Origin of the sequence: Paenibacillus sp. JNUCC-31, from assembly GCF_014844075.1 — a bacterium.
Taxonomy (GTDB): Bacteria; Bacillota; Bacilli; order Paenibacillales; family Paenibacillaceae; genus Paenibacillus.
Window position 1 is genome coordinate 4,114,057 of record NZ_CP062165.1, and the last position, 13,377, is coordinate 4,127,433.

A 13,377-nucleotide genomic window follows, 5' to 3' on the forward strand; every position below is an offset into this window, starting at 1 on the left:
CAATTGAGTCTTGGGGTTGATTCGATACTTGAAAGAGATGATGACATAAGAGCAAGAGCGTCTAAAGTACAATTCAGTGTTCCTAAATACAAAGGGAAGTTGATTGTCCTGGAAGGAGTAGATGGCGCTGGTAAATCTACTTCATTGGAATTCATTTATGAATTCCTAAAATGCAAAGGTATTACAGCACATAAGATTGATATGTTGTCTCCTGAATTCAGAAAATTATCCTCTCACCGTCTTTATGCTGACGATCATACACGAGCTCTTACCGGTGAAATTGATCAAACGGCCATTGCTATTAGTGCTATGGGAGATAGATTACAAAGGTTCAGATCTACTTTTCATGAAAAGCTTAAAGAAGGGGAGTGGCTTGTCTGTGATCGGTATATTTTCACACCACTCTCGGAGGCGCTCGCTCTTGGAATCAAAGACAATGAATTTAATGTGCTCCTTCAAATAGCTGCATTATTTCCAAAACCAGATCTGGGCTTTGTCGCTAAAGTAGATGCAGAGACAGCCATACAAAGAATACGATCTAGACCAGACGAAAGTGATAAGAAATTGGACATTCGATTCTACAAACGAGCAATCAATGCCTTTGTGGAAAATGGTAAAGCTAATGATTTTGTAGAATTGGATACAAGTCTTGGATTTCAAGCAGTAGAAGATATTGTTCAACATTACTTAGAAAAATTATTAAAAGGGGATCAATAAAATGACTAAAGTTATGGGAAACGTAAGTTCAAATTTATTGCAAACTGCTCAAGAAATTCTACTGGACAAAATCGTGATTATTCCGGATTTCCCCAAAGTGGGAATACGATATTTAGATTTCTACAGAACTTTTGATCAATACGCAGAAGTTCGTAGTGCTGTAATTGAATGTTTCAAGGAAAGATATTCAGAAACAAAGATTGATGCAATTGTGGGTATTGCGAATGGCGGACTAAGTTTGGCATCTGCATTTGCCTATGCCCTTAATGTGCCGCTCCATCCTGTACGAAAAGCGGGAGACACTGTATATGGCGCTATCGAAGCTTCTGTCGGAATGGTTTATGCTGAAAGAAAGTTGTCTCTTGCAACCGATATCATCAAGCCTAATTCAAATGTCGTTTTAGTTGATGATACCATTGCAACGGGTGGTACTTTTAATGGAGCTATTGAGCTATTAAACAAATTAGAAGTTAACATTATTGAGATCGCAACTGTATTTGAAACTGTATCTAAACAGGGGAGGAACAACGTTGCACCTGTTCCTGTGTTCTCCATTTTAGCTAGAGATAATTTTTAAATTTGGAGGAAATGAAATGAATTTTGAAAATCCTTTAGTTGCAATAATAATGGGGAGCCAGTCAGATTGGCCGACTATGAAATATGCTGCGGAAAGTCTTAAGGAAATTGATATTCCTTATACCGTTCAGTTAGTTTCAGCGCACAGAACGCCTGAAAGACTATTTGATTTTGCCAAAAGTGCAAAAGAGAGAGGAATTAAGGTGATTATTGCCGGGACAGGATATGCTGCTCATCTTCCAGGAATGACAGCTTCGCTTACTACACTTCCTGTGATCGGGGTTCCGATTGAATCCAAATCGCTTAAAGGATTAGATTCATTATTGTCCATAGTACAGATGCCTAAAGGTGTACCAGTAGCTACCGTAGCAATTGGCGAAGCAGGAGCACGAAATGCTGGCTTATTGGCAGCTCAAATCTTAGCATTAACCAGCTCAGAATTGGATGAAAGAGTGGTTACCCAAAGGCAAGATTTGAAAGAATCTGTACCATTTGATATTAAAACTGATTAATCAACCGTGTTGTACACTGAGAATTTTAATTTTAACTTCTCAGTGTACACGATTTAACAATGCTAAATACTACCTTTGCCATATAATTTTTCCTGTAAATAGTGGGGTTATAGAAGGAGTTTGTTATGAATAGTGTTCTCACAGCTTCTTATACAAAAGAGAATTCTAGTTTCGGTTCTTTGAAAACCAAATTAGATAATGTAATTTCTACACAAATTGACTCTTATTTGTTATCGGCAACCTATTATCAGTTAACTGGACGCAAGGGAACTTATATTTATCAAGATGAAAGCTCTTTCCTTATTGTAAGCAATCATCCACATTTAGAAAACTGTCTAATGATTTTCCCTGAAGTGATTTCAAATTCTGACTTTTCATTAACTGCTAAAGTCTTACTCGACAACTACAACAGTAAACATCAGATTTTGCTGTGTAGGTATACAAATGAGGAGTACATAAAGTTGTGTACTTCATTATCTAATCTCAAAGAAAACTCAATAGAGCTGGAACGGGTAGATGAAGAAATAATGGATTGGAAATATCCTGTTCGTATTCTTAGTACCGAGGTTGTTTCTAAGTTAGAAGGAGGAAAATTCAGAAAGATACGTAATAAATTATTACGGGCAGGAATTGGAATCGATATCGTACCAATTGAGCAATGTAGCCAAATGAATTTAATGAGAGCTGCTTTAAAATTTTGGGAAGGCAACATGATTCTTAATCAAAAAGATACAGAAGACATGTCTGAATTTTATTACGAGTTATTCAAGCTAATGGAAAATGGAATGGAATTAATCAATGGATTATGCTTTATCAAAGAAGGAAGGCCTGTAGGATTTACTGCGTGGGATATAACCGCTGGAACTGCAAATTTATATGTGAATTTAGCTGACACTACAATAACAGGAGCATCAGACTTTCAATTGGTCTCAACATGCAAATACCTATATGAACATAATATTCAATTATTAAATATGGGGGGATCTGAATTATACAATTTAGATCAGTTTAAAGAAAAATATAGACCAGTAATTACACATCCAATATCTACTTACACTATTAAAGGTTAAGTTGAGTTTATTTAACGTAAAAAGCGAGGGATACAACCCTCGCTTTTTTTCTGTTAAAAAAACAAAAGAAAGCACCACAGAAAATGTGAGATGCTTTCTTCATCTAGCAATTTAACGGAAAGGGTGGGATTCGAACCCACGCACGCTTGAAACGCCTAGCATATTCTAATGAATCTGCCCCCCTTAAGCCTCTTGGGTACCTTACCGAAATTTATTATATCATTAGTAAGTATAATTTTTCAAGTCCTTGGAATAATATTGAATATAAAGTGTTTTCAAAACTATTCAACTAAATTGAAGATCGTAGATCTTAGACAAACCTTGGCTCAAGAAAATCTGTGAAGGCCAATCATTGCAGAGAAGTGCTCCAGGCCAATACGATCTTCTATTTCCATTAGAGGCACCGCACAGATGTCACATAACATGAAAAAATCACAGTTGTTTCGACGTGAGAAGGAATATTACAGTCAGGGTCTTCAAACAACGTAGTTAGGTAAAGCCTATTGCACTAATGTAGAGAGTTCAGCGCTAAGGGCTTGTCCATATGAGTTAATTAATAATCCGATGATTTTGCTAAATAGATAAAATATTCAACTATAACCTAGCTGGGAACGATTGCTGAATATTACCAAGAGGGCAGCTAATCAACGTAATCAACTGCTTTCATAAAAAACGGCAGCACAGTTCGATAACATAGAGATGGATGACGTAATTGAAGAAAGCTAAACTTCAAAATCAGGAGTGAAACAGTGCTGAAATAATATGGATATCCAACAACAAAACAATGGTGCATATAATTCTTTTGAATTTGAAGAGGAGACCACGGGACTTATGTACACTTATGTATAAAAGTTATTTTTTTGACCATACTTCTTAATATTAATTGTATTAGGAGGCAAGAATATGATTAACGAAAATTATAAGAAAGCACAGTCTTAAATTTAGACTTTTATCAAGAAGAAATAAAGGCTTATTCTTTACTTCAGCTTTATCTGGTTCAGAAAGAACATATTTATTGAAGAAGTACTGTCAAGATAATATTAGTACATATTATTTGAAACCAGCTATAATAGATTCAAAATTTCCTAGCGGTATGCTACGAACGAAGTATGCTTCGGGAATTTAATGTTCCTGTGTTCGTGAGAATAACTCAGATGAAATTGATTTACCGTTTAGAGGGAATACTTCGTAATATGAATATTAAACTCCTGATAAATGATGGTTCTCAGAAGATTGGTTTTACTAAGTTAAGCAGTAAGTATTTAAAAGAATTAAATAAAAGACTGGGAGTTAAAGTTGTTTATAGTATTCCAGAGTTTTCATCACATGTTGCTAGAATAGTTACATTAAAGAAATGATATAAGTAAGTATTAGTAGCCAAATTGTTGGAGTGGTTCTAATACAACATATAGATTTAAGGGTCGTGTTTCAGTAGTAGATTATTAAAATGCGAAACGAAATAGTAATTTAATTTGAATGTTTTAAATGAGACTGCAATCTAACATTAGATTGCAGTCTTTTTGCTGTGTTATAATTTACTTGAAGATATCTCCAGAAGCAGTATCCAATTTTATGTATGAATATACAAAGTGAGTTTGTTCATTTTTCTCACTAATTGTGAAAATCACTGAGAAATTTAGATGTTATAGTAATTTTTTTCTCATTAATTATGACAACGCACAGATAAATAATATAAGACAAGAGAAGTCTTAATGTTGACGATTAGCTATTCCTTTATTTAATGAAATATGGATTAGAAAACACAAAAAAGGCTCATTCATCGAGCCTTTTTTGTGTTTTACGAAACCATAACCTGCGATACATTTTTTAAAAGTACATTCTAATTAATGGACTTTTGTGCAACTGAAGTATGGGTTTGGCTTTGCTTGGTCCCAATAAAGCAAAGAATACTGAGATCAAGACGACCAAAGAAAATGGGTTGCCTCATGCCAGTTATTCAAGTTTTTTCTCTTGACCTTGGAGTTTACTCCAATGTTATGATCTAATCGGAAAGGGGGTTTACGGATTTTGCTAGCAAATATCAAATTCAAACGGATACGATTCGTTATTATGAGAAAGAGAACTTATTGAATCCGTTAAGGCGAGAAAATGGGTATCGGGAGTATGATGAAGAATGTGAAAAGCAGTTACAGCTAATTATCGTATTAAAACAATTAGGTTTTACAATAAAAGAGATGCAACAAATACTTATATTACGAGACCAACCCATATCAACAGGATGTAACGATGCAACAGTATGGTTATTGAATCAAAAAATAACGAAACTTGAAGAAAAAATTCAGTTTTACCAACAAGCATTACAAGTGGTGCAAACCATTAAAGAGCTTGCAAGTGAAGCGGTATATTCAGAGAATAAAGAAGTTATTGAAAAATTGTTACTTAGTTTATTCCAAAAGGATTCATAAGGAGAGAGATATGGTGACGAATAAACAAATCGTTCATGTTGAATATATATTAGCTGTTACACTTTCTTTCTTTCTTTATTTACATGCAGCTACACTTTCCAATTTGGTTGTTTTTTGTGCTTTTATTCGTTCCTGATCTTACAATGCTTGGTTACGCAATGAATAAGAAAATAGGTGCGATTGTTTATAATTTCGGACACACATTTATTTTTCCCCTGCTTTTAGCATTAAGTTACTTATATTTTTCAAACGATTATCTGCTGTTAGGGTCGATCATCTGGATAGCTCATATATGTTTGGATAGAGCAATAGGTGCCGGATTGAAATATCAAGATTCTGCATTTACTAGTACACATATACAAAGGCTTTAAAATTGCGGCTGCACTCATTGTACCGATAATTAAAATAGTTTGCGGGCAGGGATGCAATTGAAATTGGAAGAGTTTCAAGTTTCCCAAACGATCTATCGTGATAAGGACAGCCCATGTGAAATAGTTGAGGAACATCTTGTAGTTCATCCGTATTCTTTTCCGAAGTCCTCCATCTTTTCAAGGATGGGCAGTAACTTCATTCCCTTGTCTGTTAACGAATACTCCACTCGTGGAGGTACCTCCGGATAAACATGACGTTGAATAACGCCATCATTCTCCAGTTCTTTAAGCTGCTTCGTAAGAGAGCCTTGAGATAGATCTCCAAGGAATTTTTTGATATCCGAATAACGACGTTTTTCATCTTTTAGATACCATAATATAAAATACTTCCAGCGTCCGGAAAGAACATTCTGGGTAAAGGCTATCGCGTACATATCACTTTTTTTCTCCATAAACTCTTGTTCAAATCCTTCATTGCAAACCCTCATTGATATCACTCCTAATCTATAGGTACAAATAGATGTACTATGTTCATTTAAATTGCCCTCTTTGCAAACGAAACGAATACACTTATGATTGGTCAACAACCAAAACAAAACCATTTTGGTCTTATAGTTAGCAGGCTAAGTAATTATTATATTTCTTCATCCTATAGTTAGCAAGCTAAATAATAACATGGAAAGGATTAACTGATGTGAATACAGCAAATGACTTTTATCCTAATCAAGAAAGGCGAAAGAAAGGTCATGAATTATTGGCAAAAGGATTAGGTTTATCATAAGGAGATAAGTGAACTCGTGAAAAGGAGATTATTCAAAAATGGAAGATAGAAAGCTTAAATTAGGAGGAATTATTGATGGCGTGGGTTGGAATTACACGGGTTGGAGACACCCCGCTATTCCGGCGGATGCCAGTGAAAATATGGAGTATTACGTACAGAAAGCCATACAACTTGAACAGGGAAAGTTCGATCTCATCTTTTTGGCAGACGTAAGTCATATCGGACCTGGCATGATCCCGCACTATCTAAGCATGTTTGAGGGCGTATCCATTTTGTCGGCACTAAGTATGGTAACACACTCCATTGGACTGGTAGCAACCATAGCGACTTCATATGCAGATCCCTTTACGGTTGCCAGGCAAATCGCCTCACTCGACAAGATTAGCAAGGGTAGAGCAGGGTGGAATGCGATCACCTCGAATCCGGGAGGATTAGCCAATTACAGTCGGTCCCATTTAACGAAAGCAGATCTTTATCCCATGAAAAAAGAGTTTTTGGAGATTGTAGAAGGCCTCTGGGATTCGTATGAAGACGATGCCTTTATACGTGATAAGGAACGTGGGGTATTTTATGACCCGCGTAAGATGCATCCACTACATTATACGGGGAACTACTTTTCTGTGGAGGGACCCTTAAATATTAGTCGATCGAGGCAAGGCAGACCGGTCGTCTTTCAAGCCGGTACTTCCCCGGCATTCATGGATATTGCTGCGCAGCATGCCGAAGTCATTATGGCGCCTGGAGATGATTTGGAATATCTCAAAGCATTTACTTCTGAACTAAAACGTAAAGTTCAAAATCAAGGGCGTTCACCATATGACCTGTTGATGATGCCTTCTCACAACCCGATCGTTGGTAAAACGGAAAAGGAGGCACTGGAAAAACTAAGGGAAATCGAATCATGGATGCCTAAAGGTTATCGAATGCCGAAACCTGGGTTAATAGGATCGGCAGAGCATGTTGCCGAACAAATCGAACATTGGTATCGAGAAGGGGTCATGGATATCTTGCTCATTAGACAAGATCATCCAGAAGGATTTAAGGACTTTATTAGATTGGTTGTTCCTATCTTGCAAGATAAAGGCATATTCCGCAAGGAATATGAGGATGATACACTTCGGGGGAATTTAGGTCTACCTTACCCTAAAAATAAATACACGAAGTAATAATCAAAAATACTGAAGATTAGGATACAGCTGAGATAATAAATAAAAAACCAAGGGAGATGTTTTACATTGAGTAAGAAAAAGAATATTCGTACAGGAATCATAGGGGCTTCAATCAATAATGGGTGGGCGAAGGTTACACATATTCCAGCCATTGAGCATTTGGATGAATTTGAGCTTACAGCAGTGGGGACAAGCAATACGGCGAGTGCGAAGAAAAGCGCAGAAGCTTTCTACGCAGATTACGGCTTTGATAACATGGAGGAGCTGGCTCAACATCCTGATGTGGACATGGTCGTTGTCAGTATTAACGTTAAGGAACATTATAACGCCGTTAAAGCCATCGCGCCTGCTGGAAAACCAATCTATTGCGAATGGCCATTGGGATCCAATACGACTGAAGCACTTGAAATGCAGGAATGGGTAGCTTCCGCAAAATTGCCAAATGCGATTGGATTACAGGCCAGACAAGCCCCGGCCGTTCAGTATGTGAAAGATTTATTGGCAGAAGGTTATGTGGGTAAAGTGTTGTCTGCCAATTTGAAGATCTCCATTGATGGCATGGGCGGCGTGGGCGACAAGTCAAGTGCGTACCTATTCGACCGGAAGATTGGAGGGAACTTGCTGACCATTGTAGGTGGACATAATCTGGATGCATTTACCTACATGCTTGGAGATTTCACCGAACTTTCTTCCATCACAGCACAGCAATTTCCTGAAGTTGAATTGGTGGATATTCAGAAAGTCATCAAGAAGACGACAGCTGATCAAATACTGATTACTGGAAAATTAACTAGTGGTGCAGCAGCGAGTGTTCATATTCAAGGTGGAGTCAAACATCAGACAGGACTAACGCTTGAAATTTTTGGGGATCAGGGGACAATCGTGCTGAGTGCGCCTGCATCCATTCAATTCGGATCACACCAATTACGCGGTGCTGGAGCTACTGACAACGTCCTTCGTGAACTAACCATTCCGGATTCCTATTACTGGGGCCCACAATCTCTAAAAAATGACTCCGGATTTGTTCTGAATATGGCTCAGGCTTATCGTAAATTCGCGCAAGATATTCAAGAAGGCACTACCTCAGCACCTACTTTCGCGGATGCGGTGAAACTTCATCAGTTTCTGGATGCCGTCGAAAAATCAGCACAGACCGGTGAACGTCAATATTTTTAATCCATGAGTTGCCCCTAATAGGCGGTAACTCTAAGGTAAATTGACACTTTAATATCACCGTGATACATTTAGTCTGCTAAATATCATTCGGATGACAGGACGGGATAATTCATGACAGATGCAGTAGATTGTGATATTCGACAGTCGTTAGATCGGATTTCCTCCCAAATGCGTCGGAATTATAGTGAATCTCTTAGGGAACTTAATCTCTATGTAGGACAAGATAATTTGTTGTATCGTCTGTGGTTGGGTGATGGGGTAACACAAATGCAACTGTGTGAACACTTGAAATGTGAGCCGCCAACGGTAACGAACATGGTTAAATCACTGGAGCAGAACGGATTCATATATCGTAAACGTGATGGCCAAGATGCCCGGATCATGCGTATTTATCTAACGGACAAAGGAAAAGAATTAGAAAAGCCGGTTGAGATTAAATGGAGGGAGCAGCAGGATAAATTGCTTCAATCCATTTCGACGGAAGATCGGTTGATATTAAGACAGCTAATGCAACAAATGGAGAGGAATTTAATATGACTCTCTATTTCTTCGATATATAATTAGCCTGCTAAAGGAATAGAGTAGCAATTTCCGGCATTTTGTATATATCTGTATCTTTAAGCAATCCGGAACTCAGTTTCCCTACGATCGACAGGCGCACGGCATTTCGCGGAACATAAGGACAGCTGTACCTGGACTGTACTGGATAACAGCTTCACTGCTCAACACAAAGTCGCTAAAATAGCGGCTTTTTTTCAATTCCCAAAAGAGGTTTGAAGTTTAATCAAGTATGTAATCCAGATTTGAGCCGCACCTTATATTTAATGATATTTGGGTTGATACTTGATATAGTCCCGCGACTATAACGAGTGAAAGGGTGCTAACATTGATCGATCAATTCATTATCCTTATTAGAAGTATCTCTGCCTTCTTACTTCTTTTGGTCATCGCGCGCATACTGGGAAAACAAACGTTGTCGAATATGAATTTCCATGAATTTGTCACTGCAATCATCATGGGAGCAATAGCCGCCAATTTAGCTTTTAATGAGAAGATGAAAGTCACGCATCTAATCATATCGTTGATTGTTTTTACAGGAACCTCGTATTTGTTATCCCAATTAAATCTGAAAAGCAGAAAAATCCGTTTATTGGCTGAAGGATCACCTACCGTATTGATCGAGGGTGGAAAAATTATGGAAAATAACCTCAGAAAGAATAAACTAACATTGGATTCCCTTAACCAAATTCTGAGACAAAAAGACATTTTCAACATGGAGGAGGTAGAGTATGCATTACTCGAAGTGAGTGGGCAAGTTTCGGTAATGAAAAAAGCCAATTACAGAACGGCTACAGTTCAGGATGTCCATAAGAAGGTAGAACAGAACCGTGAACGTATGCCTGTGGAGTTGATTATGGACGGAGAGATTTTAAGCAAGAATCTGAAGCTGAATGGCATATCCGAAGAGGAATTAGTCCAACAGCTTGGAGCACAGAAGAAGAACGTTAGCGATGTATTCTACGCGGTTAAAGGAAGTGATGGACGGCTGTATATGGATTATTATGTGGATCAAATTAAACATCCTATTGACGTAGAATAACTTGCAGGGGAAGCACACACGGGGATAAAAAATTCAATTCATCTGGTAAACGAATGCTTCGTTTCATCAGGTGATCTCCGTCTTTTTTTGTTCTCGTGCAGAGTGTTTAGTCCAAATAGATTTAATTATATGAAACTAATTTTAACTAAGACCGTTATTTATAATCAGAGAACGGTCTTTTTGAATTGATCGGATTTGGTTTAATGAGGACTGTTCTTGCACTTCATTCTTAGATGTAGGGAGAAAATAATGAATATGAAAAATTGGAGAAAATCGCTTTTATCGCTCATCATTTCTACAGGTTTGTTGGCAACAGCGGCCCCGGCTATGGCTGCTCCACAGCAGACAGCATTGAAGGTCAATGATCACAACGTGGACTATACAATCCACTCACCAATCGTGGATCAGGGCACAACCCTGGTTCCGTTGAGAACGACACTTCAGGCGATGGATATCAAGCTGAAAAGCGCGGAGAATGGTACCATTCATATCGTTATGGATGGCAAAGAGGTCTCACTAAAAAGCAAGACAAAGCTGATTAACGGCGTGATGTATGCTCCGATCCGGCTCGTTGGTGAGGCAGCAGGCTACGAGGTTCGTTGGGATCAGCAATCTCGCACCGTACTTCTAGTGTCCAAAGCAACAGGGCAAGGGGCCCGTGGTTTTATGTGGGAAGTTGAGCATAATGGCAATACGGTATATCTGGTAGGCTCCATGCATATTGCAGACGATAGCTTCTACCCATTGCGTCCGGAATTTGAGGAAGCTTTTGCAGAAGCCGACTACCTGGGTGTAGAAATTGATATCAGTAAAGCGGCCGATGAAGCACAGCAGAAGCTGATTATGGATATGGGAATGTACCAAGATGGAACATCACTGAAGGATCATGTGTCCAAGGAAACGTATGCCAAGCTCGGGGATATTTTGAAGCAAAGTGGGTTGGAGACCAATGCTCTTGATACATTTAAGCCCTGGGTGGCGGAGACGACAATCAGCAGTCTGAAATCAGTGAAGGCTGGTTATGAAGCGTCTGCGGGTATCGATCTATATTTCATTCAGAAAGCCGTTGAACGGAAATTGCCCGTGCTGGAGCTGGAATCGTATGAATCCCAGTTAGGAATGTTCAATGATTTCACCAAGGAATTGCAAGAGAAGAATTTGAACGCTGCGCTCGACAATTTTGATGTGCTTGATGATAGTGTCGACCAGATGGCCGAAATGTGGAAAACTGGGGATGACCAAGGATTGCTTGAGTTCACCAACAGCATGGCTGTCGACCCGGAGTATAACAAAGCGATGCTAATCGATCGGAATATCGGTATGGCAGACAAAATCGATGGCTACTTGAACAGTGATAAGAAAGAGGAATACTTCATCGTGGTTGGCGCAGGTCACTTCCTGGGTAAGGATGGGGTCATCCAGTTACTGAAGGATAAGGGTTATAACGTTGTGCGTAAATAAATGTGCTGATTTCAGAAGTTTAAAAACCCATGGCTCCTGTAGAGCATGGGGTTTGAACTTTATAGAGCGAAACATCTTCACGAAGTATGATCTTCTGGTTAAAAATGAAACGCTGAAAGTCCTGCAGATCGATAGAATCGATTTGCAGGCTCTTTTGGTTTTAGCTTCCCTCGAGGGTATCGACGACAACATTGACAGGTATGAAATGGTTGTTTATTGTACTTATATGTGTAAAAATATATTTTATATATAAAAATATAATGAATGAATTGGTGATGTGATTATCATGAGTACGAATGATCGAATACCGTTGTACCAACAAATTCAAGACTATATCCGCAAATTTATTGCTTCGGAAAATATGAAGCCGGGTGATCGAATACCGACAGAGAAGGAACTCATGGATCGATTTAACGTTAGCAAAATTACGGTAGTCAACGCCCTGACAGGTTTGGCTAACGAGAAGTTGATCGCACGTGTCCCAGGCAAAGGCAGCTTTGTCGCAGAAGGCATAGATGCAGCTGACACCGCATTTTCTGAATCTCCGGCAGTAAGGGGAGGCAGATCGAGTACAGGGATGATTGGGGTGATCATGCCTACGATTCACGACTACTTTGCGATTCGACTTATCGAAGGGATTGAGAAGTCACTCAATCAGGAAGGCTATCGCAGCATGATCATGCTGACGCAGGGCAACATTGAGAAAGAAAAGGACGCGATCAGGGAGTTAAAGGCACTTGGAGCTGAGGGGCTGTTAATCTTTCCTGTGGATGAAGGTAACTATAACGAGGAGATTCTCGGCATGAAGTTATCCGGCTTCCCTTTTTTGCTGATTGACCGATATTTGCCTGGCGTCGAAACCCATTACATTGCGGCTGATGGAAGGTTGGGCGTGAGGCTGGCCGTTGAACATCTATGGGAGCTTGGACATCGTGATATAGCGATCTGCTCGGATTCTCCGTTGCAAACCGTCACGGTCCAGGAGCGGATTGACGGTTATATTGAAGCGCTGAAGGATAAGGGAGCACTGATTAATCCCGCTCATATGATTACGGATTTCAAGCCATTGTCTGTTCTGAAGGACGCCGAAGCCCATCCATTGTACCGATATATCAGCAACAAAATGGTGACTGCTTATATATCGCTGAATGGCAGGCTGGGGGTCCAGATCTATCAAATGGCCAAGCAAGCGGGTCTTCGCATTCCCGAAGATGTATCGATTGTAAGCTTTGATGACCCCACTTCCATCGTGGAGGAATTCAGTATTTTTACGCATGTAAAGCAATTTGAGAGAGAGATGGGAATCCGTGCAGCCAGCCAGCTTCTCGAAGTCATTCGGAATAGCCCTCAGCTTACAGGCTTCAGCAAAATTCTGATTGAACCTGAACTTGTCGTTCGTCAAACGACGGGAAGTTGTCCCTAATCATCATTTCAATGCTTAAATTCAAGTCTTTTCCGTAGATGTACGGAAAGGGCTTTTTTATTTTTCTTAAAAAAACATATTGAATATATTCTTAA

At 39.1% G+C, this 13,377-nt stretch carries 13 protein-coding genes, 1 tRNA gene and 1 pseudogene; 13 read left to right on the forward strand and 2 right to left on the reverse strand.

The genetic code is table 11. The annotated features are described in order from the left end of the window. The first annotated feature begins 3 nt into the window (after positions 1-3). The 4 genes from JNUCC31_RS17935 to JNUCC31_RS17950 all read left to right on the forward strand — a co-directional run bounded on the left by JNUCC31_RS17935 (position 4) and on the right by JNUCC31_RS17950 (position 2,875). A complete protein-coding gene (locus JNUCC31_RS17935; protein WP_192262988.1) occupies positions 4-717 on the forward strand; it encodes a dTMP kinase in 714 nt (237 codons plus the stop codon). A 1-nt stretch (position 718) separates the two neighbouring features. Then, the gene (locus JNUCC31_RS17940; protein ID WP_192262990.1) at positions 719-1,294 is read left to right on the forward strand and encodes a phosphoribosyltransferase family protein; all 576 of its coding nucleotides are present in this window, start codon (positions 719-721) and stop codon (positions 1,292-1,294) included. Positions 1,295-1,310: 16 nt separating this feature from the next. Further along, on the forward strand, positions 1,311-1,805 hold the full coding sequence (gene purE, locus JNUCC31_RS17945; RefSeq protein ID WP_192262992.1) for a 5-(carboxyamino)imidazole ribonucleotide mutase: 495 nt from the start codon (positions 1,311-1,313) through the stop codon (positions 1,803-1,805). 125 nt (positions 1,806-1,930) lie between these two features. Further along, positions 1,931-2,875, forward strand: coding sequence for a GNAT family protein (locus JNUCC31_RS17950; RefSeq protein ID WP_192262994.1), 945 nt, complete (start codon positions 1,931-1,933; stop codon positions 2,873-2,875). Between the two features lie 115 nt (positions 2,876-2,990). On the opposite strand, the gene JNUCC31_RS17955 is transcribed toward JNUCC31_RS17950, so the two are convergent. After that, positions 2,991-3,081, reverse strand: a tRNA-OTHER gene (locus JNUCC31_RS17955). A gap of 948 nt (positions 3,082-4,029) precedes the next feature. Here JNUCC31_RS17955 and JNUCC31_RS17960 point away from each other — a divergent pair. The 3 genes and pseudogenes from JNUCC31_RS17960 to JNUCC31_RS17970 all read left to right on the forward strand — a co-directional run bounded on the left by JNUCC31_RS17960 (position 4,030) and on the right by JNUCC31_RS17970 (position 5,672). Beyond that, the gene (locus JNUCC31_RS17960; RefSeq protein WP_192262996.1) at positions 4,030-4,233 is read left to right on the forward strand and encodes a hypothetical protein; all 204 of its coding nucleotides are present in this window, start codon (positions 4,030-4,032) and stop codon (positions 4,231-4,233) included. 678 nt (positions 4,234-4,911) lie between these two features. Then, positions 4,912-5,301 (forward strand): annotated as a pseudogene (locus tag JNUCC31_RS17965) (MerR family transcriptional regulator); the annotation flags it as partial. Between the two features lie 83 nt (positions 5,302-5,384). After that, complete coding sequence (locus JNUCC31_RS17970) at positions 5,385-5,672, forward strand: DUF4260 domain-containing protein (RefSeq protein ID WP_192262998.1); 288 nt, start codon at positions 5,385-5,387, stop codon at positions 5,670-5,672. 143 nt (positions 5,673-5,815) lie between these two features. Here the strand turns inward: JNUCC31_RS17970 and JNUCC31_RS17975 are convergent, their stop codons facing one another. Then, the gene (locus tag JNUCC31_RS17975) at positions 5,816-6,160 is read right to left on the reverse strand and encodes a winged helix-turn-helix transcriptional regulator (protein ID WP_192263000.1); all 345 of its coding nucleotides are present in this window, start codon (positions 6,158-6,160) and stop codon (positions 5,816-5,818) included. 331 nt (positions 6,161-6,491) lie between these two features. On the opposite strand from JNUCC31_RS17975, the gene JNUCC31_RS17980 reads away from it, so the two are divergent. The 6 genes from JNUCC31_RS17980 to JNUCC31_RS18005 all read left to right on the forward strand — a co-directional run bounded on the left by JNUCC31_RS17980 (position 6,492) and on the right by JNUCC31_RS18005 (position 13,282). Further along, entirely contained in the window at positions 6,492-7,619 is a 1,128-nt protein-coding gene (locus tag JNUCC31_RS17980; protein WP_192263002.1) for an NtaA/DmoA family FMN-dependent monooxygenase, read from the forward strand. A gap of 69 nt (positions 7,620-7,688) precedes the next feature. Continuing rightward, the gene (locus JNUCC31_RS17985) at positions 7,689-8,798 is read left to right on the forward strand and encodes a Gfo/Idh/MocA family protein (protein ID WP_192263004.1); all 1,110 of its coding nucleotides are present in this window, start codon (positions 7,689-7,691) and stop codon (positions 8,796-8,798) included. 111 nt (positions 8,799-8,909) lie between these two features. Then, positions 8,910-9,335: a MarR family winged helix-turn-helix transcriptional regulator gene (locus tag JNUCC31_RS17990; RefSeq protein WP_192263006.1), complete on the forward strand. Its 426-nt coding sequence runs from the start codon at positions 8,910-8,912 to the stop codon at positions 9,333-9,335. A 340-nt stretch (positions 9,336-9,675) separates the two neighbouring features. Continuing rightward, on the forward strand, positions 9,676-10,398 hold the full coding sequence (locus JNUCC31_RS17995) for a DUF421 domain-containing protein (RefSeq protein ID WP_323374332.1): 723 nt from the start codon (positions 9,676-9,678) through the stop codon (positions 10,396-10,398). Positions 10,399-10,653: 255 nt separating this feature from the next. Then, positions 10,654-11,859: a TraB/GumN family protein gene (locus JNUCC31_RS18000; RefSeq protein WP_192273118.1), complete on the forward strand. Its 1,206-nt coding sequence runs from the start codon at positions 10,654-10,656 to the stop codon at positions 11,857-11,859. Between the two features lie 286 nt (positions 11,860-12,145). Then, positions 12,146-13,282 carry a GntR family transcriptional regulator gene (locus JNUCC31_RS18005; RefSeq protein WP_192263010.1) on the forward strand — a complete coding sequence of 379 codons (1,137 nt, stop codon included), beginning with the start codon at positions 12,146-12,148 and terminating at the stop codon, positions 13,280-13,282. Positions 13,283-13,377 lie beyond the last annotated feature (95 nt).

What these genes read in the sequence shown, in the direction of transcription:
- JNUCC31_RS17940 (WP_192262990.1), top strand. Translation starts at nt 719, where the DNA reads ATGACTAAAGTTATGGGAAACGTAAGTTCAAATTTATTGCAAACTGCT.
- purE (WP_192262992.1), top strand. Translation starts at nt 1,311, where the DNA reads ATGAATTTTGAAAATCCTTTAGTTGCAATAATAATGGGGAGCCAGTCA.
- JNUCC31_RS17950 (WP_192262994.1), top strand. Translation starts at nt 1,931, where the DNA reads ATGAATAGTGTTCTCACAGCTTCTTATACAAAAGAGAATTCTAGTTTC.
- JNUCC31_RS17960 (WP_192262996.1), top strand. Translation starts at nt 4,030, where the DNA reads ATGAAATTGATTTACCGTTTAGAGGGAATACTTCGTAATATGAATATT.
- JNUCC31_RS17970 (WP_192262998.1), top strand. Translation starts at nt 5,385, where the DNA reads ATGCAGCTACACTTTCCAATTTGGTTGTTTTTTGTGCTTTTATTCGTT.
- JNUCC31_RS17975 (WP_192263000.1), bottom strand. Translation starts at nt 6,160, where the DNA reads ATGAGGGTTTGCAATGAAGGATTTGAACAAGAGTTTATGGAGAAAAAA.
- JNUCC31_RS17980 (WP_192263002.1), top strand. Translation starts at nt 6,492, where the DNA reads ATGGAAGATAGAAAGCTTAAATTAGGAGGAATTATTGATGGCGTGGGT.
- JNUCC31_RS17990 (WP_192263006.1), top strand. Translation starts at nt 8,910, where the DNA reads ATGACAGATGCAGTAGATTGTGATATTCGACAGTCGTTAGATCGGATT.
- JNUCC31_RS18000 (WP_192273118.1), top strand. Translation starts at nt 10,654, where the DNA reads ATGAAAAATTGGAGAAAATCGCTTTTATCGCTCATCATTTCTACAGGT.
- JNUCC31_RS18005 (WP_192263010.1), top strand. Translation starts at nt 12,146, where the DNA reads ATGAGTACGAATGATCGAATACCGTTGTACCAACAAATTCAAGACTAT.